The sequence below is a fragment of the Janthinobacterium sp. SUN206 genome (genome assembly GCF_030587305.1).
Lineage (GTDB): Bacteria > Pseudomonadota > Gammaproteobacteria > Burkholderiales > Burkholderiaceae_D > Janthinobacterium > Janthinobacterium kumbetense.
On the sequence record NZ_JAPWIB010000001.1, the window covers coordinates 2564548 to 2589003 of the forward strand.

The 24456-nt window shown below is 63.1% G+C and carries 18 protein-coding genes; 7 read left to right on the plus strand and 11 right to left on the minus strand.

Going from position 1 to position 24456, the window contains the following annotated elements; all coding sequences use genetic code 11:
* Positions 1-39 precede the first annotated feature (39 nt).
* The 3 genes from O3300_RS11600 to O3300_RS11610 all read right to left on the minus strand — a co-directional run bounded on the left by O3300_RS11600 (position 40) and on the right by O3300_RS11610 (position 3331).
* A complete protein-coding gene (locus tag O3300_RS11600; protein ID WP_305052972.1) occupies positions 40-732 on the minus strand; it encodes a hypothetical protein in 693 nt (230 codons plus the stop codon).
* A 153-nt stretch (positions 733-885) separates the two neighbouring features.
* Entirely contained in the window at positions 886-2619 is a 1734-nt protein-coding gene (locus O3300_RS11605; protein WP_305052973.1) for a hypothetical protein, read from the minus strand.
* 112 nt (positions 2620-2731) lie between these two features.
* Complete coding sequence (locus O3300_RS11610; protein WP_305052974.1) at positions 2732-3331, minus strand: short chain dehydrogenase; 600 nt, start codon at positions 3329-3331, stop codon at positions 2732-2734.
* Between the two features lie 111 nt (positions 3332-3442).
* On the opposite strand from O3300_RS11610, the gene O3300_RS11615 reads away from it, so the two are divergent.
* A complete protein-coding gene (locus tag O3300_RS11615) occupies positions 3443-4360 on the plus strand; it encodes a LysR family transcriptional regulator (RefSeq protein WP_251350662.1) in 918 nt (305 codons plus the stop codon).
* Positions 4361-4369: 9 nt separating this feature from the next.
* Here the strand turns inward: O3300_RS11615 and O3300_RS11620 are convergent, their stop codons facing one another.
* Genes O3300_RS11620 through O3300_RS11630 form a run of 3 tightly spaced genes read right to left on the minus strand, consistent with a single transcriptional unit; the run spans position 4370 to position 8697 of the window.
* Positions 4370-5848, minus strand: a complete 1479-nt coding sequence (locus O3300_RS11620) for an efflux transporter outer membrane subunit (RefSeq protein WP_305052975.1) — start codon at positions 5846-5848, stop codon at positions 4370-4372.
* Between the two features lie 50 nt (positions 5849-5898).
* Positions 5899-7497 carry a DHA2 family efflux MFS transporter permease subunit gene (locus O3300_RS11625; protein ID WP_077408028.1) on the minus strand — a complete coding sequence of 533 codons (1599 nt, stop codon included), beginning with the start codon at positions 7495-7497 and terminating at the stop codon, positions 5899-5901.
* 6 nt (positions 7498-7503) lie between these two features.
* Entirely contained in the window at positions 7504-8697 is a 1194-nt protein-coding gene (locus O3300_RS11630; RefSeq protein WP_251350661.1) for an HlyD family secretion protein, read from the minus strand.
* Between the two features lie 144 nt (positions 8698-8841).
* Between O3300_RS11630 and O3300_RS11635 the strand changes: the two genes are divergently transcribed.
* Entirely contained in the window at positions 8842-9561 is a 720-nt protein-coding gene (locus tag O3300_RS11635) for a TetR/AcrR family transcriptional regulator (RefSeq protein ID WP_305052976.1), read from the plus strand.
* Positions 9562-9584: 23 nt separating this feature from the next.
* Here O3300_RS11635 and O3300_RS11640 read toward each other — a convergent pair whose 3' ends face one another.
* The 4 genes from O3300_RS11640 to aceE form a co-directional block, all read right to left on the minus strand.
* Positions 9585-10754, minus strand: a complete 1170-nt coding sequence (locus O3300_RS11640) for a hypothetical protein (RefSeq protein WP_305052977.1) — start codon at positions 10752-10754, stop codon at positions 9585-9587.
* 431 nt (positions 10755-11185) lie between these two features.
* A complete protein-coding gene (gene lpdA, locus O3300_RS11645) occupies positions 11186-12970 on the minus strand; it encodes a dihydrolipoyl dehydrogenase (protein ID WP_099666773.1) in 1785 nt (594 codons plus the stop codon).
* Positions 12971-12980: 10 nt separating this feature from the next.
* A complete protein-coding gene (gene aceF / locus O3300_RS11650) occupies positions 12981-14639 on the minus strand; it encodes a dihydrolipoyllysine-residue acetyltransferase (protein WP_305052978.1) in 1659 nt (552 codons plus the stop codon).
* Between the two features lie 94 nt (positions 14640-14733).
* On the minus strand, positions 14734-17430 hold the full coding sequence (aceE, locus tag O3300_RS11655; protein ID WP_034747396.1) for a pyruvate dehydrogenase (acetyl-transferring), homodimeric type: 2697 nt from the start codon (positions 17428-17430) through the stop codon (positions 14734-14736).
* Between the two features lie 671 nt (positions 17431-18101).
* Between aceE and folD the strand changes: the two genes are divergently transcribed.
* From folD to O3300_RS11680, 5 genes are all read left to right on the plus strand, one after another.
* A complete protein-coding gene (folD, locus tag O3300_RS11660) occupies positions 18102-18947 on the plus strand; it encodes a bifunctional methylenetetrahydrofolate dehydrogenase/methenyltetrahydrofolate cyclohydrolase FolD (protein WP_099666771.1) in 846 nt (281 codons plus the stop codon).
* 79 nt (positions 18948-19026) lie between these two features.
* Complete coding sequence (locus O3300_RS11665; RefSeq protein WP_369812275.1) at positions 19027-21111, plus strand: M3 family metallopeptidase; 2085 nt, start codon at positions 19027-19029, stop codon at positions 21109-21111.
* A 5-nt stretch (positions 21112-21116) separates the two neighbouring features.
* Positions 21117-21542, plus strand: coding sequence for a DNA polymerase III subunit chi (locus tag O3300_RS11670; RefSeq protein ID WP_289911276.1), 426 nt, complete (start codon positions 21117-21119; stop codon positions 21540-21542).
* Entirely contained in the window at positions 21539-21913 is a 375-nt protein-coding gene (locus O3300_RS11675; RefSeq protein WP_305052979.1) for a hypothetical protein, read from the plus strand. Before O3300_RS11670 ends, O3300_RS11675 begins: the two co-directional genes overlap by 4 nt.
* A gap of 369 nt (positions 21914-22282) precedes the next feature.
* The gene (locus O3300_RS11680) at positions 22283-23425 is read left to right on the plus strand and encodes a branched-chain amino acid ABC transporter substrate-binding protein (protein ID WP_305052980.1); all 1143 of its coding nucleotides are present in this window, start codon (positions 22283-22285) and stop codon (positions 23423-23425) included.
* Between the two features lie 91 nt (positions 23426-23516).
* On the opposite strand, the gene O3300_RS11685 is transcribed toward O3300_RS11680, so the two are convergent.
* Positions 23517-24419, minus strand: a complete 903-nt coding sequence (locus O3300_RS11685; RefSeq protein ID WP_305052981.1) for a LysR family transcriptional regulator — start codon at positions 24417-24419, stop codon at positions 23517-23519.
* Positions 24420-24456 lie beyond the last annotated feature (37 nt).

Consider the following 24456-nt stretch of genomic DNA (forward strand, 5'->3'; position numbering starts at 1 on the left):
CAGCACACGCTGACAGGCCATCCGCGGAAAAAATCATGTTTATTTGTCGCTGCTCAAGCCCTTCCGCCACAATACTTGCGCCTGTTCAAATGGTGAAGCGGAGTCATCAAATGCACCCGCGCCATCGGCCAGCGCCAGCCATGCCTGCGTGGCGTGCGAACCATCCACGGCCTCGCCAGCCGCGCGCACGCCGCGCATCCAGGCCAGCACCTCCTGGTACTGCCCAGGGTGGCGTGCATGCATCCAGGCCAGGGCCACCAGATCCGCATAGCCCTCTTCGCGGCGCGTCTCGCGCAGTTCCTGCGCCAGCGGTGTCAACTTGCCCCGCTGCATGCTGAGCGGCTCGACAAAGCCGCGCGGCAAGGCATGCCAGTCGCCCTGCGCGTAGCGCTGGCAATGGCCGATCTCATGCGCCGTCATCGCTTCGATCATCACACCTTGGCGTGCGGGCAAGACATCTTGCAAGATACCCTCCGCCTGCGCATTGCCGCGCAAGGACAGCACCAGCTTGCAGCGCCCGGCTGCGTAGCCGAGCGCCAGCGGCACGGCGCCGGGGGCCTCCTGCGGCTGGACGATGATATCGATGGGCAAACCTTGCGCACGCGCAAACGCGATCACGGGCTGGCCCGCCTGCAGCCAGCGCACTTCCAGATCCGTGAGACTGGCGGCAGCCACGGCGGGCAAAGGAGATAGGGCGATGAGCAAGCTCATCAGCAAGAGCGGATTGGGCATGGGGTCGACAGGACAAATGGGGCAGCAACCATTGCAGGGTAAGCGGCACGGATATTTCCACAAGGAAAAACTGGCAACTTTTCATAAATAAAGACGAAAAAAAACCGGCGCAAAGGCGCCGGCTTTTCACACTGACAATAATCAAGCTCGGGCTTATTTCTTCGCCGCCTTGTCCAGCGCGCGGGCCGTGACGAATTCCGGACGGATATCGTTCGGCACGGCCTTCATCTTGTCGAGCGCCACTTGCACTTCCGGGCGGATGACCACGTATTTGCTCATCATCGCTTGCGCGCGCGCATAGTCGCCCGTCGCCTCGATGGTCAAGAATTCACGATCCAGGTCGATCACGGCCTGCTTGATCTTGCTGAAATCGACGCCGAACTTGCCATCGCCCAGCGACACAAAGCCGCCCTTGTCGAGGATGTAATTCATCTGGATGGCCATGCCGCGCGCGTGCGAATCCGTCAAGCCGAAATGCAGGGTGCGGAAACCGGAGGCGAGGAAAGTGTTGTACAGCTTGCGCTCGGCCACGTCGCCCTGGCCCAGGGTATCGTTCAGCTGCCCCTTGTCCATCATGTAGCGCAGCGCGAACAGGCCCGTGATGTCGGCCTTGGCTTCTTCGATGGTGGAATACGCTTCCTTCAAGTCCTGGCGCGGCGTCGATGGCTTGCCGTCGACGATGGTGGCGTGCGGGCCCAGGCCGTGCATGATTTCATGCGCGAGGATGTGCGTGAAGAAGGAATTGAAATCCACGTCCTGCTGCGCTTCGGGCGTGAGCACCAGTTTCGAGATCGGCGTCAGGGTGGCCTTGAACTTGGCTTCCTGCACGTTTTTCAGCATGACGCGCTTGGAGCCGCGCGCGCTGATGATGCGCTCGTCGTTCGGCAGGTTGTAGGCCGCCGTCTGCACGGCCATGTTGCCGTCGCCCGCACCATACACCTGGTTGACCACCACCATGGGCGCCAGCGCGCCCACTTTCGGGTTGCGGTACTGGGCGTCGAGCGGCAGGTTGTCTTCCAGCTCCTGCATGTGCTTGGCGAAGAAGTTCAGCTTTTGCGTTTCCGCCTGGTCGCGGATGTTCACGTAGGCTTCAAACGCGGCCTTGTAGCCGAACAGCTCGTCGTTATACGTTTCGTACGGGCCGATGGTGATGTCGACGGGCGAATCGAGGTCCATCCAGGCGAAGTCGGACGGCAGATAGTCGTTGTCAAGGAAAGCCTTGGCGCGCAGGGTCAAGAATTTCTTCAGCGATGCATTGTCCGTGGCGGCCGCCGCTTCGTCGAGCAATTTGGCCAATTGCTTCAGTTCCACCTTGTATTCATCCGAATATTTTACTGTGTGGTACTTGCCGTCCTTGCCCGCGCGGATGGTCGTGAAAAACCATTGCGCCTGCTGCTTGTCGTCCGCCGGCAAGCCATTCATCCACGTTTCCAGGCTGGCCTTGGTGGCACCCTGCGGATAGAAATTGCCCGCTTCCGGCTTGTGCGCGGGAATGGCGATGCCGGCATAGCTGGCCGGCATGAAGGAGGCGTGGGCGTCGAGCACCGACCAGGGCCCCTTGTTGATCCAGAAATAGTTCAGACGGGCCTGGCCCAGGGCCGACTTGTCCTTCTTCAAGGCCGCCCACAGCGCTTCATTGCCGGACCAGCGCTGGCGCAGCTGCAGCACGTCGACCAGCTTGGCCGCCTCGACCAGCTTGGCGATGGCCTGGCGGTCGCCTGCGGACAGGTGCGTGACATCGGCCGTCAGGGCGACGGGCGCATAGCGGGCGCTCATGCTGGTCAGTTGTTGCGCGGTGGCCGGGGTGGCTGGTGCGGCGGCTGGCGTCGCGGCGCAGGCGCTGCCGACGGCAGCGGCCATCAGCAGGGGAATCAGGATGTTTTTCATGGGGCCTCGGTGTATGGTTCACAGCAAGCAAGCGCCCCGCACCATCACGGCGCGGCCGCTTCCTTGTTCAGCCTGCGATTGTCCCACCTGCCCCCATGGCATGGCAAGCGGCTTACCAGACCTTGTACACCTGCCCCGTCTGTGCACCTTCCACGCTGCGGCTGTAAGCCAGGGCCACGCGGCTGGCGGCGACCGGTTCGAAGCCGTAGAAGAAGGGGCCATACGACTCCAGCGACTCTTCCAGCACCGTGGGGCTGACGACATTGATGCGCACGCCGCGCTGCAACTCGATGGCGGCGCCCCGTACGAAACCTTCCACGGCCGCGTTGGTCATGGTGGCGGCCGTGCCGAAGCGGATCGGCTGGTCGGCCACGATACCGCTCGTGAGCGTGATCGAGCCGCCGTCGTTCAGGTATTCCTGCGCCACCAGCGCCACGTTGACCTGGCCCATCAGCTTGCTGTCCAGGCCCAGCTGGAATTGCTCGGGCGTAAATTCGGCCAGCGGGCCGAAATGCAGCTTGCCGGCCGTGACGACGACGGCATCGACCTTGCCGAGCCGCTTGAACAGGGCGCGCACTTGCGCGATGTCGCCCATATCCGCCTGGTGCGTGCCGCTGCGGCTGCCCACCTCGATGATTTCATGGCGTTGCGCCAGTTGGGCGGCGACGGCCGTGCCGATGGTGCCGCTGGCGCCGATGATAACGATTTTCATGATGCTTCCTTGTCTGATTGAACGATGGAGCCAGTATGCGCCGCTTACAAAAAGGAATAAATACGCTAGAATTTACAAGATTACTAATCTACAGTTTGCAATAAAGGCGCCATGGATAAATTGCGCAGCATGGAAATTTTTGTCGCCGTCGTCGATGCGGGCAGTTTCACGGCCGCCGCCGAGGCATTCCAGATTTCGCCCGTGATGGTGGGCAAGCACATCAAATACCTGGAAGAACGGCTGGGCGCGCGGCTGCTGGCGCGCACGACGCGGCGGCAAAGCCTGACGGAAATCGGCCAGCAATATGTGGAGCAGTGCCGCCAGATTTTGGCCAGCATCCATGCGGCCGAACGGGGTGCGGAAGCCATGCGCACGGCGCCGCGCGGCAAGCTGAAGATCACGGCGCCCGTGTCGTTCGGCAGCGAGTGCATCGCGCCGCTGCTGGCCGACTACCTCGATGCGTATCCGGAAGTGAGCCTGGAATTGAACCTGAACGACAGGACGGTGGACCTCGTGGAAGAAGGATTCGACGCCGCCATCCGCATCGGCAAGCTGGAAGATTCCGCCATGGTGGCGCGCGCGCTGCGGCCGTATGCGATGGTGATCTGCGCCGCGCCCGCCTACCTGGCCAGACACGGCACGCCGCGCACACCGGCCGATCTGGCGCGCCACGAATGCCTGGATTTCATGCAATGGACGCGCCATGTGCGCTGGCGCCTGGCCAGGAGCGGCGACGATGACGGCAGCCCCGTGCGCGAGAGCCGCTTCCGTTCGAACAATGGGCAGGCGCTGCGCGTGGCGGCCCTGCACGGCTTCGGCATCGTCATGCAGGCGGAAATCCTGATGGCCGGCGATATCGCCGCCGGCAAGCTGGTGCCGCTGCTGGCCGACTACGTGCCGGCGCCGCGCCCCATGCACCTCGTGTATGCGCGCGACCGCCAGCCCACGCCGAAGCTGACGACTTTCATCGATTTTCTGCTGGAACGCTACGGGCCGGCGGCGACACCGCCGCCGGCCACGCTCACGTAACCGGGAAGCCTAGTTCACCTTTGCGGCGGGCGCCGACGCCAGCTTGGCCAGCTCGCCGTCCGGCTGCCAGCCGGCACCTAAAGAGCGGGCCACGGCGACCGTCGCCAGCAGGCGCTGGGTCTTGATCTGCGCGGCGGCGCGGTCCGCAGCCAGCGAGCTGCGCTGCGCATCGGTCACGTCCAGGTAGGTCGAGATGCCGCGCTCATAGCGCGTGCGCGCCACCAGGTAGGCGCGCGCGGCCGCTGCCTGCGACAGTGCCTGGGCGTCGCCCTGCAACTGGCGCTGCTCCACGTCGGACAAGGCGTCTTCCACTTCGCGCAAGGCCGTCAGGAGCTTGGTTTCATGATTCGCCACGGCTTCCGCATAGCGCGCCTTGGACAAATCCAGGTTGGCCTGGTTGCGGCCACCGTCGAAGATGGGCAGTGACAGGGCCAGCGGACCAAAACTGAACTGGCGCGAACCGCCCTGCGCCAGGTCGCGCAGCTTTTCGGACGCATAACCGAAATTGCCCGTCAATTGCAGCGACGGGTAAAACGCGCCTTCGGCCACGCCCACCTGTGCATTCGCCGCGCGCAGGCCCGCCACGCTGGAGACCAGGTCCGGACGGTGCGCCAGCAGGCTGGCAGGCAAGCCGACAGGAATACCTGGCGGCAGCGGCAAGGACGAGGGTTCGGCGGCCACCGGCAGCTGCAGCGCCGACGGCGGCTTGCCCGTCAGGGTGGCCAGGCTGTTTTCCAGCTGGTTGCGCTGGCGCTTGACTTCATGCAGGTCGGCTTGCGCGTTCGACAGTTCCACTTTCGCGCGCGCCAGGTCCAGCTCATTCGTCAGGCCCGCGTTGAAGCGTGCCTCGACCAGCTGGGCCGATTCGCGGCGCGTATCGAGCGCGCCATTCAAAATCGCCATTTCCGCATCCAGCCCCCGCAGCTGCCAGTAATTGCTGGCCACTTGCGCCGACAGCATCAGCAGCACGCCGTCGCGGTCCGCCTGCGCCGCCAGCGCCTGCGAGTCCGCCGCTTCGACCATGCGTTTGACGCGGCCCAGCAAGTCGACTTCATACGACAGCGTGCCGCCGACGGAAAAATTGTTGCCGCTGATCGAGCGGTTGCCCAGGGCCAGGCCCTGCGAGGTATTGGCCGAGGTGCGCGAGTTCGAGATGCCCGTGCTGACGTTCACGCTCGGGCCCTGGTTGGCGCGCGCCGTGCCGCTTTGCGCCAGCGCCTGCAGCAGGCGTTCGCCGGCCGCTTTCACGCTCGGGTTGTCGCGCAGCGCGGCTTGTTCCAGCCGGTTCAGGGTGTCGTCGCCGAACACGTTCCACCATTCGGCCGGCAATTGCGCGGCGTCCGCGCTACCAGCGCCGTGGCGGAACGTGGCCGTGTCGATGCCGGCCAGATTGGCGGGCGCCTTGAAATCCTGGCCCACGGTGCCGCAGGCGGCAAGCAGCACGGCCAGCGAGGCGGCTGCGGCGATTTTGGTCATAACTGTGTTCATGATGTGTACCTTCTTGTTCTTGAGGTGCTGCACGTGCGGCCTGTGCGCGGTCAATGACCACCGCCACCGCCACCGGGGGCTTTGAGTTTGTCGGCCAGCCACAGGGGCACGATACAGGCCAGCAGGATGGCGCCGACGAGGAAGAAGCCGTCGTTGTAAGCCATCACATACGCTTCGCGGCGCACGATGCCGTCGATCGCCTGCAAGGCCTGGTTGCCGGCCGTGACGGCGTCATAGCCCTTGGCCATGAACGAGGACGTCAACTGGTCGATGCGCAGCTGCGTGGCGCTGGAATACGCGTTGATCGCTTCACCCAGGCGCTGCGAGTGAAAGTGCTCGCGGGTGCTCAGGGCGGTGGCCAGCAGGGCGATGCCGATCGAGCCGCCCAGGTTGCGCGTCATGTTGAACAGGCTCGAAGCGGACGCCATGTCCTTCGGCGCGATGCCCTTCATGGCGAAGTTCGACAGGGTCAGCATGACGAAGGGCTGGCCCAGCGCGCGCACCACCTGCGACCACAACAACTGGTCGTAACCGGTAGAAGCGTCCATGTAGGCATTCATCATGCACGAACCGCCGAACAGCAGCAGGCCGAACGAGCACAGGATGCGGTTGTCCACCTTCGACGACAGCTTGGCGACAAACGGCATGATGAACAGCTGCGGCAAGCCCACCCACATGATGACTTCACCGATCTGCATCGGCGAATAGCCGGCGATCTGGCCCAGGAACAGGGGCAGCAAAAAGGCCGAGCCATACAGGCCCATGCCCGTCACGGCCGACAGCACGGTGGCGACGAGAAAATTGCGCTGGCCGTACAGGGCCAGGTTGACGAACGGTTCGGCGCGCGTGGCGCTGGTGACGACCCAGCCCAGGATGCCCGTCAGGGCCAGCGCGGCGAAGGCGATGATGAAGCCCGAGTCGAACCAGTCCTTCGAATTGCCCTCTTCCAGGAAGATGGTCAGGCAGCCCAGGCCCAGGGCCATGAAGAAGATGCCCAGCCAGTCGGCTTTCCAGAACAGCTTCAGTTGCATCGGCTCCTTGTCCAGGCCATAGATCATGCCGGCGATCAGCAGCACACCCGGTACCCAGTTGATGTAGAAGATCGAAGGCCAGCCATACAGCTCGGAGAGATACCCGCCCAGGGTCGGGCCCATGGCCGGCGCCAGGGTGGCCGTCAGGCCGAAGATGGCCATGCCGACGGCGCGCTTCGACGCCGGCAGCTTGAGCATCACCAGGGTGAACGCCATCGGTATCAGCGCGCCGCCCGTAAACCCTTGCAGCATGCGGAAGACGATCATGCTTTCCAGGTTCCAGGCCGCCCCGCACAGGGTGGAGAACAGCAGGAAGAAGGCGGTGGTGCCGATCATGTAGGTACGCAGTCCGAACACGCGCGCCAGCAGCGCGGTGAGGGGAATGACGATAATTTCCGCCACCAGGTAGGCCGTGGAAATCCACGAGCCCTCTTCCTGGGTGGCCGACAGCGAGCCAAGGATATCCTTGAGCGAGGAGTTCGTGATCTGGATGTCGAGCACCGCCATGAAGGCGCCCAGCATGCCGGCGGCGACCGCCAGCCAGGTGCGCCCGGAGACTTTCTCGTCGATCACGGGAAACGCCGGCGGCTTCGCCAGCGTGGTGGAGGAGCTGCTCATGGAAGCTTAGCGGGTGGCGGTCTGGGCGGCAGGAGCGGCGGCGTGGCGCGCATCCTTTTCCGACACGGGCTGGTTCACTTCCACTTCGGCGATCACCGACATGCCCGGCACCAGGCGGCCATTCATGGCCTTGATGTCTTCCGGCTGGAAGACGATTTTCACCGGCACGCGCTGGACGATCTTGGTGAAGTTGCCGGTGGCGTTATCGGCCGGCAGCAGGGCGAACTGCGCGCCCGAGGCAGGGGCGAAGCTGTCCACGGTACCCACCAGTTTCTTGCCCGGCATGGCGTCGATCGTCACGTGCACGCTCTGGCCGCGGTGCAGGTCGGCCAGCTGCGTTTCCTTGAAGTTGGCGGTGACCCAGACGTTGTCCTGCACGATGGCCGTCAATTGCTGGCCAGGCTGCACGCGCATGCCCGTTTCCACGTTGCGCTTGCCGATGCGGCCGGCGACGGGCGCCAGGATGCGGTTGTATTGCAGCTGCTGTTCCGCGTCCTTCAATTGCACGCGTAGCACGGCCACTTGTGCCTTGGCCACGTCGCGCGCGGCCTGGGCGGCGCCGATCTGCGCCTTGGCGGCCGAAGCGCTGTCGCGGCGGGCGGCCAGGTCGGCCACGGCGCTCGAGCGGGCCGCATTGGCCGCGTCGAGTTCCGCTTTCGAGACGGCTTTCATCTGGCTCGTGTACAGCTGGCCATAACGCTCCGCATCCTGTTTCGCGCGCAGCAGCTGCGCATCGGCTTGCGCCACTTGCGCCTGGGCGCCGCTGGCTTGCGCCTGCACCTGGGCGATCTGCGCGTCCGCTTGCAGCACTTGCTGTTCGGCGCTGGCGATCTGCGCGGCGATCTGCTCGGTTTTCACGCGCTGGTCGAACGGGTCGAGTTCGGCGATCACGTCGCCCTCTTTCACGATTTGATTGTCGTCGATGAAGACCTTGGTGACGACGCCGGAAATACGCGCCGAGACGGGATGCACGTGGCCGGCCACATAGGCGTTTTCCGTTTCCACGAAGTAGTGGCTGCGGTACCACATGCGCGCGCCGGCGCCCAGGGCGACCAGGACGATCAGGCCGGCGATGATTTTCACGCGGTTATTCGGTGCTGCGGAGCTGGCGGAAGCGGCAGGCGCGGAAGATGCGGCCGGAGCCGCGGGTGGGACGGCGCTCAGCACCTTGTGCTCTGCTTGGCCTGGCTGGTTGGACATACTCGCTCCGGAAATGAAATGATGTAGGTTCATTATTGGGCAAAGAAAAGCCAAAGTCAAGAAATGAAACGATTGCATTTCATTTTAATTTGCACTACAGTGTGAGCCATCACTTACCTTCCCACTTATAAAGAGACCCAGACCATGCCCGATCCCGGCCTCAGCGATACCTTGCCAACCGATAAAGAATCCGACGAAGCTGCCCAGGAGCTTTCCTGCTGCGGCAAGCCAGCCGGCCGCCCGCGCGCGGCCGACATGGAAGCGCGCATGGAAAACCTGCTGCACACGGCCGGCTGCCTGTTTCTGGAAAAGGGGTATGGAAAGGTCAGCCTGGAAATGATCGCCCGCGAAGCCCATGTGGCCGTGCGCACGATTTATGTGAAGTTTGGCGGCAAGTCGGGCTTGTTCAATGCCGTGGTGGAACTGCGCCGCGCCGCCTACTTCTCGACCATGCCGGCGCTGGAAACGGATATGCGGCCCCTGCCTACCATCCTGGGCGAGTTCGGCCTGCTGTTCGTGCAGCTCGTCACCATGCCGGCGGCGATCCGCCTGAATCGCATGGTGGTGGCCGAGGCGGCCACGCACCCGGAACTGGCGGAAACGTTTTACAAGGTGGGGCCGGGACAGACGCGCGAGATGCTGGTCAAGTTTTTCAGCCGACCCGACATCGCGCCCCTGTTCCGCGCCGAACTGACGCCGTCCATGCTGGCGCTGCACCTGCTCAATTGCCTGCTGGGCGACCAGATGTCGCGCCTGCTGTTTCCGCCGCAGGCGCAACCGGACGTGGCGCAATTGCGCGCCAAGGTGGCGGTCAGTCTCGACCTGTTCCTGCGCGGCACCCTGCGCCAGCCGCTGGCGGGCTGACGCGGGACGGCTGGCCCGCCAGGTCAGCCGGGGCGGCTGCAGTCTTCCATCGCCGCCGCGTCGGCGTGTTCATCGTTCAAGCCGAGCGCGCGCAGGAAAGGCTGGGCCGCCGATGCGCCATCGAGACTAAGTGAAGACTCACTTCCATCGTAGCGCTCGGGGCCATAGCGCATCAGGTCGAACGACGTTTCAAAGCGCTGCGCCAGGAAATACGTGCGGAAGTAATCGAAGGAAAACGCCACCTGGCCATCGGCCCGCAGCAGCAGGCCATGCGCATACAACGGCGCCAGCCAGTCCCCGGCCGCCATGTTCCAGCCCTTCACGCCACAATAGTCGCCGGCAAAGCGCTCCAGCTCCGCCGCGCTGAGGAAGACGGTCTTCGCTTCGAACATCACGAACGCCAGCTCCATCAGGAATTCGCGCGCATCGGCAGCCGCGCCGGCGTCCACGCGCCGCGGCGCACCCGCCATGCCCAGCAAGCCATCGAGATAGGCACGCTCGCCTGCCAGTTGCGGCAGCAAGGTGGCAAACACATACTCGGCATCCACCTGCCCCGTTTCCTGCCCATTCGGCGTGTACAGCACCGACAGGGCGAAGTTCTTGCTCACGTCATCGAACTCGCGCAGGGACACCGTCCACTGCGTGCCTGCCTTGCCGTCATCGGCCGCGTCCGTGCCGAACTCGAGTACGGCAAACGCCGCCATCTGGCCATGCGCACCGTACAGGCTGCCGGGATTGCTTTTGAACAAGATGCCCAGCGACTTCATCAGCGAGCTGGCATCGCCCGTATGCTGGTGCCCATGGAACACGGCGTGGATATTCTTGTAGTGCGCGCGCTGCTCGGCACTGGCGTGCTCATCGGCGGAGAAAAAGCTGAAGCCGGCATTGCCCAGCGCCGCCGCCGCGACACCCTGCGCGCGGCTGCCTGGCACCAGGTAGAACCGCGCGCCGGGCAAGCTGGCCGCCTGCAGCAAGGGGCGCAGGAAGTATTCGTAGACATACACGGGCGTCGTGTCGGCACAGGCGTCGGGCGCCACCAGCTGGCCCGTGAAGAAAATCGCATCGATCCTCTTGCCCGCCGCCAGGATAGCGGCCACATCCTGGTACAAGGCATGCAGCATCACGGCTTGCTCTTGCTCATCGGCCCGGCGCAAACGGACATCGGCAATATGGAGGGCGGTAAATTTTTTCATTGTTGCAAAACTTTCTTAGGGCCTATCCCAGTAGGGAGCGTCTTCTGCTGGCAGTTCATCAGGAGCGCAGACAAGGCGTGAGGAGCACGCGGGGCGAGCCACGCGACGACGGTCACCGCAGTCCCCGCTTCCGAGGGGCGCCAGCAGGGGATGCATTCATCCACCGGGGCAGGCTCTCATCGGTACAGCGGAACTTGACCGAACCCCACGCTGGCAACATTCCTGGAAAAATCACACGCTTCCATTGCAGCAAAAAGAAGAACATGGTGACAGACCTCCATTCTGCCACTTTTTCCATACGGCAATACTCACCAATTTTCACATGGGGCGTATCCGCCACGCCCCATCTGCGGTTTACGCTGCCAGGATCAAGGGATATAAAAAAACCCGCAATCGCTTGCGGGTTTTTTATACTGAAAATTAACTCTTTATCAGCGCTTGCGCGGCGGCGGCAAGTCCGTGCACACGCCTTCGTACACTTCGGCGGCCATGCCGATCGACTCGCCCAGGGTCGGGTGAGGATGGATGGTCTTGCCGATGTCGGTGCCGTCACAGCCCATTTCGATGGCCAGCGCGATCTCGCCGATCATGTCGCCCGCATGCGTGCCGACAATGGTGCCGCCGATGATGCGGTGCGTTTCCGCGTCGAACAGCAGCTTGGTGAAGCCTTCGGCGCGGCCGTTGGCCACGGCGCGGCCCGAGGCGGCCCAAGGGAAGTGGCCCTTCTCGACCTTGATGCCCTTGGCTTTCGCTTCGTCTTCCGTGATGCCGGCCCATGCCACTTCCGGATCCGTATAGGCGACCGATGGAATCACCTTGACGTCGAAGTGCGACTTCTGGCCGGAAGCCGCTTCCGCGGCCACGTGGGCTTCATGCACGGCCTTGTGCGCCAGCATCGGCTGGCCCACCAGGTCGCCGATGGCGAAGATGTTCGGCACGTTGGTGCGCATCTGGCTGTCGACGTTGATGAAACCGCGGTCCGTCACTTGCACGCCGGCCTTGTCGGCTGCCAGCTTCTTGCCGTTCGGGCTGCGGCCCACGGCGACGAGCACCAGGTCGTAGATCTGCGGCGCCGGCGCCGTGGCGCCCGCTTCAGCCGCTTCGAACGTGACCTTGATGCCTTCCGGCAACGCCTCGACGGCCACCGTCTTGGTCTTGGTCATGATGTTGTCGAAGCGCTTCTCGTTGAACTTCTGCCACACCTTGACGGCGTCGCGATCCGCGCCCTGCATCAGGCCATCCATCATTTCGACCACGTCGATGCGCGCGCCGAAGGTGGAATAGACGGTCGCCATTTCCAGGCCGATGATGCCGCCGCCGATGACCAGCATGCGTTTCGGGATCTGGCGCAATTCCAGCGCACCCGTCGAATCGACGATGCGCGGGTCTTCCGGCACGAAGGGCAGTTTCACCACGGACGAACCGGCGGCGATGATGGCTTGCTTGAACTGCACGACTTTTTTCGAGCCGTCGGTAGCCGTCACCTCGATGTGGTTCGCGGAGAGGAACTGGCCCACGCCGGTGACGACTTGCGTCTTGCGCGCCTTGGCCATGCCGGCCAGACCGCCCGTCATGTTCGAGATTACGCCTTCCTTGTACTTGCGTACCTGATCGATATCAATGGTCGGCTTGGCAAACGTCACGCCCGTGTTCGACATGTGCGCCGTTTCATCGATGACGGAAGCGACGTGCAGCAGCGCCTTCGACGGGATGCAGCCCACATTCAGGCACACGCCGCCCAGGGTGGCGTAGCGCTCGACGATGACCGTCGACATGCCCAGGTCGGCCGCGCGGAACGCCGCCGAATAGCCGCCAGGACCGCCGCCCAGCACCATCATGTCGACATCGATGTCGACCTGGCCGCTGTAATTGCCGGCCGGGATGGCGGCAACGGCTGCCGGTGCTGCCGCCGGGGCAGCCGCCGGAGCAGCTGCTGCAGGCGCAGGAGCGGCTGCCGGTGCAGCTGCCGCCGCGCCTTCAGATGCTTCCACCACCAGCAGCGCGCTGCCTTCGGCGATCTTGTCGCCAACCTTGACTTTCAATTCCTTGACGACGCCCGCGTGGGTCGATGGAATCTCCATGCTGGCCTTGTCCGATTCGACCGTGATCAGCGACTGGTCCACCTTGATGGTGTCGCCGACCTTGACCATCAGTTCGATGACTTCGACTTCCTTGAAGTCGCCGATATTCGGTACTTTTACCTCTACTGTGCTCATCAATCGCTCCTTACAGCAGAATTTTGCGCATGTCGGCCAGGACTTCGCCGAGGTACACGGAGAATCGCGCGCCCATCGCGCCATCGACCACGCGGTGGTCGTAGGACAGCGAGGTGCCCATCATCAGGCGCGGCTGGAAGGCCTTGCCATCCCATACCGGCTTGATCGAGGCTTTCGACAGACCCAGAATAGCCACTTCCGGCGCATTGACGATAGGCGTGAAGTGCGTGCCACCGATGCCGCCCAGGGACGAAATCGTGAAGCTGGCGCCCTGCATGTCGGCCGGTTTCAGCTTGCCTTCGCGCGCCTGCAGCGACAGTTCCGTCATTTCGCGGGCGATCTGCGAGACCGACTTCTGGTCCGCGCCCTTGATCACGGGTACCACCAGGCCATTCGGCGTGTCGGCCGCGAAGCCGATGTTGTAGTACTGCTTGAGGATCAGGTTTTCGCCCTTGGCATCGAGCGAAGCGTTAAACGCGGGGAATTTCTTCAGCGCGGCGACGGAGGCCTTGATGACGAAGGCCAGCATGGTCAGCTTGGCCGCATCCTTGTTCTTCGCATTGGCGGCGTTGGTGTCGACGCGGAACGCTTCCAGGTCCGTCACGTCCGCTTCGTCGAACTGCGTGACGTGCGGGATCATGACCCAGTTGCGGTGCAGGTTCGGACCCGAGATTTTCTTGATGCGCGACAGCGGCAGCAATTCGGTCGTGCCGAATTTGCTGAAGTCCAGCGACGGCCATGGCAGCAGGTCCAGGCCCACGCCCGAACCGCCTTTGGCAGCGACCGGTGCGTTCGGCGCGGCGACGGCGCCCGACATCACACCCTTGACGAAATTCTGCACGTCTTCCTGGGTGATGCGGCCCTTCGGACCGGAACCGCCCACGCGGGCCAGGTCCACGCCCAGTTCGCGCGCAAACTTGCGGATCGAAGGCGACGCGTGCGCCAGCTTGCCATTCACGGCAGGGGCGGCGGCAACTGGTGCCGGGGCAGCAGCGGCGACCGGCGCCGAAGCGACGGCGGCGGCTGGTGCGGCGGCAGCTTGCGCCGGCGCTGCGGCCGGGGCGGCAGCGGCAGGAGCGGCGCCACCGGTCGTTTCCACGACCAGCACCAGCGAACCCTTGGCCACCTTGTCGCCGACCTTGACTTTCAATTCCTTGACGATACCGGCGTGGCTCGATGGAATTTCCATGCTGGCCTTGTCCGATTCGACCGTCAGCAGCGACTGGTCGACCTTGATGCTGTCGCCCACCTTGACCATCAGTTCGATGACTTCGACTTCCTTGAAGTCGCCGATATCGGGCACGGTCACCTCGACCAGGGCCGGCGCGCCGGAAGCAGCAGGCGCTGGCGCGGCGGCTGGTGCAGCTTCAGTAGCCGGTGCAGGGGCTGCAGCGGCAGGCGCTGGCGCCGATACCGGGACCGAGGCGTCGTCCGCCACTTCCAGCAGCAGGACCAGCGAACCTTCGGCGATCTTGTCGCCCACGTTGACTTTCAATTCCTTGATGACACCGGCGTGGCTCGATGGAATTTCCATGCTGGCCTTGTCCGATTCGACCGTGATCAGGGATTGGTCGACCTTGACCGTATCGCCTGGCTTGACCATCAGTTCAATGATCTCGACTTCCTTGAAATCGCCGATATCCGGGACTTTGACTTCCACAATGCTCATAGCTTGCTCCGTTATTTTATTTGTCAGATGGACCCGCACACACGCCAGGGCGGCACTTTCGCACCGCCCTGGCATCATCGGGTCCGCACAACGATTACTGGGTCACCGGATTCGGTTTGTTCGCGTCGATGCCGTACTTGGCGATCGCCTGCTCCACCACCGACACGTCGATCTTGCCTTCGTCAGCCAGCGATTTGAGCGCGGCCACGGTGACATAATAACGGTTCACTTCGAAGAACTCGCGCAGCTTAGCGCGGCTGTCCGAGCGGCCAAAGCCATCGGTACCGAGCACTTTATAAGTGCGGCCCTTCGGCATGAAGGCGCGGATCTGTTCTGCAAACGCGCGCATGTAGTCGGTCGTGGCGACGATCGGGCCGTCCGTATCCTGCATCAGCGACGTCACGTATGGCACGCGCTGCTCTTTCGACGGGTTGACCATGTTCCAGCGTTCCGCATCCTGGCCATCGCGGGCCACCAGGGTCAGCGACGGCGCCGACCACACGTCCGCAGCCACGCCCCAGTCGTTTTGCAGCAATTCGGCGGCGAAGATCGATTCGCGCAGGATGGTGCCGCAACCGATCAGCTGTACGCGCAGCTTGGCGTCGGCCGGGCCTTCCTGCAGCTTGTACATGCCTTTCAGGATGCCTTCTTCCTGGCCTGGCTTGATGCCTGGCTGGGCGTAGTTCTCGTTCATGATCGTGATGTAGTAGAACACATCTTCCTGGTTGGCGATCATGCGGCGCAGGCCGTCCTGGATGATGACGGCGACTTCATGGCTGAAGGTCGGGTCGTACGGCATGCAGGTCGGGATGGTCGCGGCGAAGATATGGCTGTGGCCATCTTCGTGCTGCAAGCCTTCGCCGTTCAGGGTCGTACGGCCAGCCGTGCCGCCCATCAGGAAGCCGCGGGCGCGCATGTCGGCCGAAGCCCACACCTGGTCGCCGATGCGCTGGAAGCCGAACATCGAGTAGAAGGTGTAGAACGGGATCATGATGCGGTCGTTGGTCGAATACGACGTCGCCGCAGCGATCCACGAGCTCATGCCGCCCGCTTCGTTGATGCCCTCTTGCAGGATCTGGCCAGCCTTGTCTTCGCGGTAGTACATGACCTGGTCTTTGTCGACCGGCTCGTACAACTGGCCTTTCGGGTTGTAGATGCCGATCTGGCGGAACAGGCCTTCCATGCCGAAGGTACGCGACTCGTCGACCAGGATAGGCACGACGCGCTGGCCCAGGTTCGGGTCTTTCAGCAGGGTCGAAATGACGCGCACGAACGCTTGCGTGGTCGAGATTTCACGGCCTTCAGGCGTCGCTTCCAGCACGTTCTTGAACGCGTCCAGGCCAGGCACGGGCAGGGTTTCTTCCGACTTCTGGCGGCGCTGCGGCAGGTAGCCACCCAGGGCCTTGCGGCGCTCGTGCAGGTAGACCATTTCCGGCGCATCGTCGGCAGGCTTGAAGAACGGGATGTCGGCCAGCTTGTCGTCCGGGATCGGCAGCGAGAAGCGGTCGCGCATTTCGCGGATGGCTTCGTCGTCCAGTTTTTTCGTCTGGTGCGCCGTGTTGCGCGCTTCGCCGGACTTGCCCATGCCGTAGCCCTTGATGGTTTTCACCAGCAGGACGGTCGGCTGGCCCTTGTGTTCCTGGGCGATCTTGAAGGCCGCGTAGATCTTGTGCGGATCGTGGCCGCCACGGGTCAGGCGCCAGATGTCGTCGTCCGTCATGTTGGCAACCATTTCCAGCAGCTTCGGATGCTTGCCGAAGAAGTGCTTGCGCACGTAGGCGCCGTCTTTCGCTTTGTAGTTCTGGTATTCGCCGTCGACGGTTTCCATCATCACGCGCTGCAGGATGCCTTCCTTGTCCTGTGCCAGCAGGGCGTCCCAGCCCGGGCCCCAGATGACCTTGACGACGTTCCAGCCGGCGCCGCGGAATTCGCCTTCCAGCTCCTGGATGATCTTGGTGTTGCCGCGCACAGGGCCGTCCAGGCGCTGCAGGTTGCAGTTGACCACGATGACCAGGTTGTCGAGCATGTCGCGTGCGGCCAGGCCGATCGCGCCCAAGGACTCAGGCTCGTCCATCTCGCCATCGCCGCAGAAGGCCCAGATCTTGCGGTTGTCGGTTTTCGCGATGCCGCGTGCGTGCAGGTACTTCAGGAAGCGCGCCTGGTAGATCGCCATGTGCGGGCCCAGGCCCATCGACACGGTCGGGAACTGCCAGAAGTCAGGCATCAGCTTCGGATGCGGGTACGAAGACAGGCCCTTGCCGTCGACTTCCTTGCGGAAGTTCAGCATTTGTTCTTCCGTCAGGCGGCCTTCGAGGAACGCGCGCGCGTAGACGCCGGGCGAGGAGTGGCCCTGGATGTACAGCAGGTCGCCGCCGTGGTCGGCCGTCGGCGCGTGCCAGAAGTGGTTGAAACCGATGCCCAGCATGTTCGCCAGCGAAGCGAACGAGGACAAGTGGCCGCCCAGGTCGCCGTCGGCGCGGTTGGCCTTGACGACCATGGCCATGGCGTTCCAGCGCATCCACGAGCGCAGGCGCTCTTCGTATTCCAGGTTGCCGGGACAGTGTGCTTCTTGCTTGGTGGGGATGGTATTGACGTAGGCGGTGGTGCTGGAGAACGGGATCTGCGCGCCGCGGCGGCGGGCCAGGTCAACCATGCGCTCCATCAGGTAATGCGCGCGTTCCGGACCTTCATTTTCCAGCACGGCTTCGAGCGCGTCCAGCCACTCCTTGGTTTCCTGCATATCCGGGTCGGTGCCGATCTGTGTCGTTACCTGGTTCAGTTGAGCTGACATCTGTTGAGTCTCCTTTGTGAACGCCCCACCCCGATTTTCCGGATCGCTGTCGGACGGTATTTCGCTGATTATTTACTATTAAGTCGGTTTAGTGTGGGGATTCTAACAGCGTATTTACTATTTTTCAAATTACGATATAGCATTTCGTATTGTGAAATTACCCTATGAAATTTATGCTGCACTGCCGCAAATTCTGCCCGGAAATTAGGGTGATCAGAGTAGCAAATAGCGCCGAAACCGGAAAACTTGCATGCCCTGGCCGGCCCTGCTCTACGAGCACATCAGCAAACCGAATTAAAACCCCAGTCGTCCGCGCAGGCATACCGGGCCAAGCGGGCCTGAAAAATGTCGAGGGCAAGGCGCGGCGACGCAGACAGTACGCCAGTACGGCAAGGAGCTGCAACGCCGCCATCGGCATTTTCTCAGGCTCGCGTCTCTGGCCCGCTTTTATGCCGGGCCAGGCGGGCCTGAAAAATGTCTAGGGCAAGGCGCGGCGACACAGACAGTACGCCAGTACGGCAAGGAGTTGCAACGCCGCCATCGGCATTTTCTCAGGCTCGCGTCTGTGGCCCGCTTTTTAACGTCACGGCATTGGCGCCAAAACCGCCCCTTTGCGCCGCCCGGCTTTATAATCTGTCTTTTCCCTCCTACCAGCTCTCAGCCTCCCTACCATGCCAGCACAACTGATCGACGGAATCGCCCTCTCCCAAAAACTGCGCAGCGAGATCGCCACGCGCGCCGCCGCCCTCACGGCCAAGGGCACCCAGCCCGGCCTGGCCGTGATTCTCGTCGGCGAAGACCCGGCCAGCCAGGTGTATGTCCGCAACAAGGTCAAGGCGTGCGGCGACGTGGGTTTCCACTCGGTGCTGGAAAAATATGAAGCGGACCTGTCCGAAGCGGACTTGCTGGCACGCATCGCCAGCCTGAATGCCGACCCGGCCATCCACGGCATCCTCGTGCAAATGCCCTTGCCCAAGCACATCAACCCGCACAAGGTCATCGAAGCGATCGCCACGACGAAAGACGTGGACGGCTATTCCGTCCTGAGCGCCGGCGAACTGATGACGGGCTTGCCCGGCTTCCGCCCGTGCACGCCGTATGGCTGCATGAAACTGATCGAAAGCACGGGCGTGGACTTGCGCGGCAAGCACGCCGTCGTCATCGGCCGCAGCAACACCGTCGGCAAGCCGATGGCCCTGCTGCTCTTGCAAGCGAACGCTACCGTCACCATCTGCCATAGCGCGACCCCGGACCTGGGCCTGTACACACGCCAGGCAGACGTGGTCGTGGCCGCCGTCGGCCGCCGCAACACCCTGACGGCCGACATGGTCAAGCCGGGCGCCATCGTCATCGACGTGGGCATGAACCGCGACGACGACGGCAAGCTGTGCGGCGACGTGGATTTTGCCGGCATCAAGGAAGTGGCGTCGCACATCACCCCGGTACCGGGTGGCGTGGGTCCGATGACGATCACCATGTTGCTGATGAACACGGTCGAAGCCGCCGAGCGCATTTAAGAGCAGCACCTGAGACAATGCTCATGGCGGCGTTGCCTGGCCTTGAACATTTTTCAGGCGCTCCATATATGAAGACAGAATGGACGAACCGACGATGAACACCAATCCCCTGCTTGATTTTTCCGGCCTGCCACGCTTCGACGCGATCACGCACGAGCATGTCACACCTGCCATCGATACCCTGCTGGCCCAGGCGCGCGCCACGGTGGCGCAGCTGGAAGCGCCCATGGAAGAAGTGAGCTGGGAAAACTTCGTCGCGCCCCAGGACCAGATCGCCGAAACCCTGGGCCGCGCCTGGAGCATCGTCAACCACTTGAACAGCGTGGTCGATACGCCCGAGCTGCGCGCCGCCTACAATGCGAACCAGCCCAAGGTGACGGAATTCTGGACCGAACTGGGCCAGAACGAAATCCTCTTCGGCAAATACAAGCAATTGCAGGCGCGCGCCGATTTCGCCAGCCTGTCGCCAGCGCGCCGCCGCATCGTCGACAATGCCGTGCGCGACTTCCGCCTGGGCGGCGCCGAGTTGCCCGAGGACAAGAAAGAGCGCTTTGGCGCCATCCAGGAAGAACACGCGGCCGTGTCGACGCGCTTTTCCGAAAACGTGCTCGACGCCACCAATGACTACAAGTTGCTGGTCGAGAACGAAGCTGAACTGGCCGGCTTGCCCGACGACGTGAAGGCTGCCGCGCGCGCCGCCGCCGACAAGGCGGGCAAGCAAGGCTATGAATTCTCGCTGCACTTCCCCTCGTATTACCCGATCCTGCAATTTGCCGACAACCGCGCGCTGCGCGAAACCATCTACCGCGCCAATGCCACCAAGGCATCGGACCAGGGCGACGTCTTCAGCAAGAAAGCGGACTGGGACAATACGCACAACATCGTCACCCTGTTGCAATTGCGCGAAGAAGAGGCAAAACTGCTCGGCTACGCCAATTTCGCCGAAGTGTCGCTGGTCTCCAAAATGGCCACTTCGCCCGCGCAAGTCATCGCTTTCCTGGAAGACCTGGCCAAACGCGCGCGCCCGTTCGCCGAGAAAGACTTGTTAGAACTGAAACAATTCGCGAAGGAAGAACTGGGCATTGCCGAACTGCAAGCATGGGACGTACCGTACGCTTCCGAAAAGCTGCAGGAACGCCGCTACGCGTTCTCGGCCCAGGAAGTCAAACAATATTTCCCTGAACACAAGGTGATCGACGGCCTGTTCCGCCAGATCCAGAACCTGTTCGCCGTCGACATCAAGCTCGATACGGCGCCCGTCTGGCACAAGGATGTGCGTTTTTACCGCATCGAGCGCGACGGCAAGCTGGTGGGCCAGTTCTACCTGGACCTGTATGCGCGCGCGGGCAAGAGCGGCGGCGCCTGGATGGACGACGCGCGCGGACGACGCGCCGACGCCCAGCACGTGCAAACGCCGATCGCTTATCTCACCTGCAACTTCACGGAACCGGCCGTGGCCGACGGCAAGGCACAGCCAGCCCTGTTCACGCACGATGAAGTCATCACCCTGTTCCACGAATTCGGCCACGGCCTGCACCACATGCTGACGGTGGTCGACGAGCTGGGCGTGTCGGGCATTGCCGGCGTCGAATGGGATGCCGTGGAACTGCCGTCGCAATTCATGGAAAATTTCTGCTGGGAATGGGAAGTGCTCGAGCACATGACGGCGCATGCCGTCACGGGCGCGCCGCTGCCGCGCGCGCTGTACGACAAGATGCTGGCGGCCAAGAATTTCCAGTCCGGCCTGCAAACCCTGCGCCAGGTGGAATTCTCCTTGCTCGACATGCATTTGCACTATGACTACGATGCCAGCACGGGCCAGAGCGTGCAGCAGCTGATCGACGGCGTGCGCGCCAAGTTTTCGCTGCTCATCCCGCCGCCGTTCAACCGCTTCCAGAATTCCTTTGGGCACATCTTCGCCGGCGGCTACGCGGCTGGCTACTACAGCTACAAATGGGCCGAGGTGCTGTCCGCCGACGCGTATGCGGCGTTCGAGGAAGCCAAGGTGCTGGGCCCAGCCGCCACCACGGCGGCAGGCAAGCGTTACCTGCAGGAAATTCTGTCCGTCGGCGGCTCGCGCCCCGCGCTGGAATCGTTCACGGCCTTCCGCGGCCGCGAACCATCGATCGACGCCCTGCTGCGCCACAGCGGCATGGCCGCTTGATCGCCATGAGCCGCGTCGATTTTCACAGCAACGTGCCGGACAAGCTGGCCTACGCCTGCCGCCTGGCGCGCAAGGCCTATATGGCCGGCAACAAGGTCGTCGTGCTGGCGCAAGATGGCGCCCAGCTCGACGCCTTGAACAGCGCCATGTGGACCATTTCCGCCACGGATTTCCTGCCCCACGTGCTGGCCGGCGATCCGCTGGCGGCGCAGACGCCCATCATCCTGACCGATGATGCAGCGGCGGACTTACCGCACCACGACATCCTCGTCAACCTGTCGCAGTTGCCGCCCGCTAATTACGCGCAATTCCAGCGCGTCTTCGAGATCGTTTCCATGGATGAGCAAGATGCGCAGGCGGGCCGCCAGCGCTTCCTGCACTACCGCCAGCAAAACGTGCAACCGACCCACTTCGTGGCAGGCAAGTCATGAGTGATCAACCATTCGACCAGGGCATCCCCCTGCTGACGGAAGTGCTGCTGGGGCCGGAAGTGCCGGAACCTGTCGCGCCAGCTGCGGCTGCGCCTGCCGTCGAGGAAGCGCCGGTGTTGCCACCGAGCATAGTGCAACCCGACTGGGACGCCATCGAACAGCGCCTGACGCTGCGCATCCTGCATCAAGTCCAGGGCAAGATCGACCACCTGCTGGAAGAGCGCATTGCCCATGTCCTGCAGACGGCCCTGCAAAACGCCCTGATCGGCATGCGCGGCGCCCTGCGCGAAGACTTGCAGCAGTCGCTGGAGCAGATCGTGGCCCATGCCGTCAGCCACGAGCTGGGTCACCTGCACCCTCCCGCGCACTAAGACACCTGCAAAAACCTACTGCGCGTCGGTATAGGCGGCCTGCGATGCTCACCGTACCCTGGTACGGTTGCGCTTCTCAGCCACCTCTCCCTTCCGCTCGCTACGGTTTTATCAGGTGCTGTCAGTTTACTAGGCATATTTGGCCTGATTTCTCTACACCTGTATCTCCCCCAACGCCATTCTTTGGTGCGCTCGCGCCTGCGAAATCGGTGCATCGCGCCTCACTTTGGTGATTGTTGCGACAAAATGCAAAAAGCCCCAAAAGCGGCTTTGCGCCGCCTGTTTTTTGTTGTACCTTCTTCAAATGCACCGCCCCTCGAAGCGGTTTTCACGAGACGCCGCCGTATCTTTATCCATTGGAGAATGTTTATGCTGCTCAAGACCAAAATCCTTCCTCTCGCCGTCGCCCTCGCCTTTGCCGGCCATGCGGGCGCGCAGGAAATCATCAAGATCGGCCACGTCGCCCCGGTCTCTGGCGCCAGCTCCCACCTGGGCAAGGATAACGAGAACGCGGCCAAGATGGCCATCGAGGATTTGAACGCCAAAGGCTTCAAGATCGACGGCAAAGCCGTGAAATTCGTGCTGGTGCCCGAAGATGACGCCGCCGATCCCAAGCAGGGCACGGCCGTGGCGCAAAAGCTGGTCGACGCCAAGGTCAACGGCGTGGTGGGCCACCTGAATTCGGGCACGACGATTCCCGCCTCGCGCATTTACTTCAATGCGGGCATTCCGCAGATTTCCCCGGCCGCCACCAACCCCACGTATACCCAGCAAAAATTCAACACGGCCTTCCGCGTGGTGGCCAATGACAACAAGCTGGGCGGCACCCTGGGCGCGTATGCCGTGGGCAAGCTGCAGGCGAAGAAAATCGCCGTCATCGATGACCGCACGGCCTACGGCCAGGGCGTGGCGGAACAGTTCGTCAAAGGCGCCAAGAAGGCGGCGCCAGGCGTGCAAATCGTCGGCAAGGAATTTACCAATGCCAACGCGACCGATTTCAATGCCATTTTGACCAGCATCAAGTCGAAAAATCCCGATCTGATCTTCTTTGGCGGCATGGATTCCGTGGGCGGCCCCATGCTGCGCCAGATGAAGGCGCTGGGCATCAAGGCCAAGTTCATGGGCGGCGATGGCTTGTGCACGGAACCGCTGGGCAAGCTGGCGGGCGACGCCGTGGGTGAAGACATGGTCACCTGCGCGGAAGCGGGCGGCGTGACGGGCGCGCAGCAAAAAGGCATGGACGATTTCCGCGCCCGCTACAAGCAAAAGTACAACATGGAAGTGCAGCTGTACGCGCCCTACGTCTACGATGCCGTGATGACCATGGCCACCGCCATGGCCGATGCCAAGTCGTCGAAACCGTCCGTCTACCTGCCGTTCCTGGCCAAGGTGCACTACCAGGGCGTGACGGGTCCGATCTCGTTCGATGCCAACGGCGACATCAAGGATGGCGCGCTGACCTTGTTCACCTATCGAGATGGCAAGAAGACCAAGATGGAAGTGGTCAAATAATAGAGCCTACTGCGCGGCGCGATTTGCGGCCTGCGATGCTCACTGTGCATTCGCACAGCTCCGCTTCTCAGCCACAACTCACATCCGCTCGCTACGGTTCTTGCTGTCCGGCCACATAAGCCAGTAATCCTTCGGCCAGCGCGTCAAAGGTGGCGCGGCAGCGCAGGCTGCCGCGCAAGTCTTCATGCATGGTGACCCACGTTTCCATGGGCAGCGCAAACGCCTGCGGCAACACGCGCCGCAGGGCCGGATCGCGCGCCGCCAACCCCGCCTGGCACACGCCGATGCCCGCGCCCGCGCGGATCAGGGCCAGTTGCGCCAGATCGCTGTCGCTGCGCCAGGCAAAGTTGTCCCGCGAAAATCCCTGGAAGGCGGCGCCCGCGTTGCGTACGAAGGGGCTCGCTTCGTCGTAGCCGATGACGGCATGGCGCGCCAGATCGGCCAGTGCCAGCGGCATGCCGTGCCGCGCCAGGTAATCCGCATGCGCGTGCAGGCCCAGTTCGATATCGCCCACCTTGCGCGCCACCAGCTGCTCCTGGCGCGGACGCAGCATGCGCACGGCGATGTCCGCTTCCCGGCGCAGCAAATCCTGCACCTTGTTGCTCAATACCAATTCAATGATCAAGCCCGGATGGCGCGCGCGCAGGCGGGCCAGGATAGTCGGCAGCACTTCCACGCCCACCACTTCGCTGGCCGCGATGCGCACGACGCCGGCCACGCCCTGCCCGTGGCTGCTGGCGGCGCGCTCCATCAGGGCGGCCGTATGCTCCATGGTTTCCGCATGGGGCCGCAACGCCAGCGCCACTTCCGTGGGAAGCAAGCCCAGCTGGGAGCGCGTAAACAGGGTCGCGCCCAACGCCTGTTCCAGCGCGGCGATATGCCGGCCGACGGTGGGTTGCGTGATGCCCAGCGCGCGGGCCGCGCCGGACAAGGAGCCGTGCTTCAGCACGGCCAATAGCGAACGGTAATATTCCCAGGCAATCGAATTGGTCATACATAAATGTATAGCCTGTACTCGATGCTCGTCAATT

What these genes read in the sequence shown, in the direction of transcription:
- O3300_RS11635 (WP_305052976.1), top strand. Translation starts at nt 8,842, where the DNA reads ATGCCCGATCCCGGCCTCAGCGATACCTTGCCAACCGATAAAGAATCC.
- O3300_RS11620 (WP_305052975.1), bottom strand. Translation starts at nt 5,848, where the DNA reads ATGAACACAGTTATGACCAAAATCGCCGCAGCCGCCTCGCTGGCCGTG.
- aceF (WP_305052978.1), bottom strand. Translation starts at nt 14,639, where the DNA reads ATGAGCATTGTGGAAGTCAAAGTCCCGGATATCGGCGATTTCAAGGAA.
- O3300_RS11630 (WP_251350661.1), bottom strand. Translation starts at nt 8,697, where the DNA reads ATGTCCAACCAGCCAGGCCAAGCAGAGCACAAGGTGCTGAGCGCCGTC.
- O3300_RS11610 (WP_305052974.1), bottom strand. Translation starts at nt 3,331, where the DNA reads ATGAAAATCGTTATCATCGGCGCCAGCGGCACCATCGGCACGGCCGTC.
- O3300_RS11670 (WP_289911276.1), top strand. Translation starts at nt 21,117, where the DNA reads ATGAGCCGCGTCGATTTTCACAGCAACGTGCCGGACAAGCTGGCCTAC.
- O3300_RS11665 (WP_369812275.1), top strand. Translation starts at nt 19,027, where the DNA reads ATGGACGAACCGACGATGAACACCAATCCCCTGCTTGATTTTTCCGGC.
- lpdA (WP_099666773.1), bottom strand. Translation starts at nt 12,970, where the DNA reads ATGAGCACAGTAGAGGTAAAAGTACCGAATATCGGCGACTTCAAGGAA.
- aceE (WP_034747396.1), bottom strand. Translation starts at nt 17,430, where the DNA reads ATGTCAGCTCAACTGAACCAGGTAACGACACAGATCGGCACCGACCCG.
- O3300_RS11640 (WP_305052977.1), bottom strand. Translation starts at nt 10,754, where the DNA reads ATGAAAAAATTTACCGCCCTCCATATTGCCGATGTCCGTTTGCGCCGG.
- O3300_RS11600 (WP_305052972.1), bottom strand. Translation starts at nt 732, where the DNA reads ATGCCCAATCCGCTCTTGCTGATGAGCTTGCTCATCGCCCTATCTCCT.
- folD (WP_099666771.1), top strand. Translation starts at nt 18,102, where the DNA reads ATGCCAGCACAACTGATCGACGGAATCGCCCTCTCCCAAAAACTGCGC.
- O3300_RS11615 (WP_251350662.1), top strand. Translation starts at nt 3,443, where the DNA reads ATGGATAAATTGCGCAGCATGGAAATTTTTGTCGCCGTCGTCGATGCG.
- O3300_RS11685 (WP_305052981.1), bottom strand. Translation starts at nt 24,419, where the DNA reads ATGACCAATTCGATTGCCTGGGAATATTACCGTTCGCTATTGGCCGTG.
- O3300_RS11605 (WP_305052973.1), bottom strand. Translation starts at nt 2,619, where the DNA reads ATGAAAAACATCCTGATTCCCCTGCTGATGGCCGCTGCCGTCGGCAGC.
- O3300_RS11680 (WP_305052980.1), top strand. Translation starts at nt 22,283, where the DNA reads ATGCTGCTCAAGACCAAAATCCTTCCTCTCGCCGTCGCCCTCGCCTTT.
- O3300_RS11675 (WP_305052979.1), top strand. Translation starts at nt 21,539, where the DNA reads ATGAGTGATCAACCATTCGACCAGGGCATCCCCCTGCTGACGGAAGTG.
- O3300_RS11625 (WP_077408028.1), bottom strand. Translation starts at nt 7,497, where the DNA reads ATGAGCAGCTCCTCCACCACGCTGGCGAAGCCGCCGGCGTTTCCCGTG.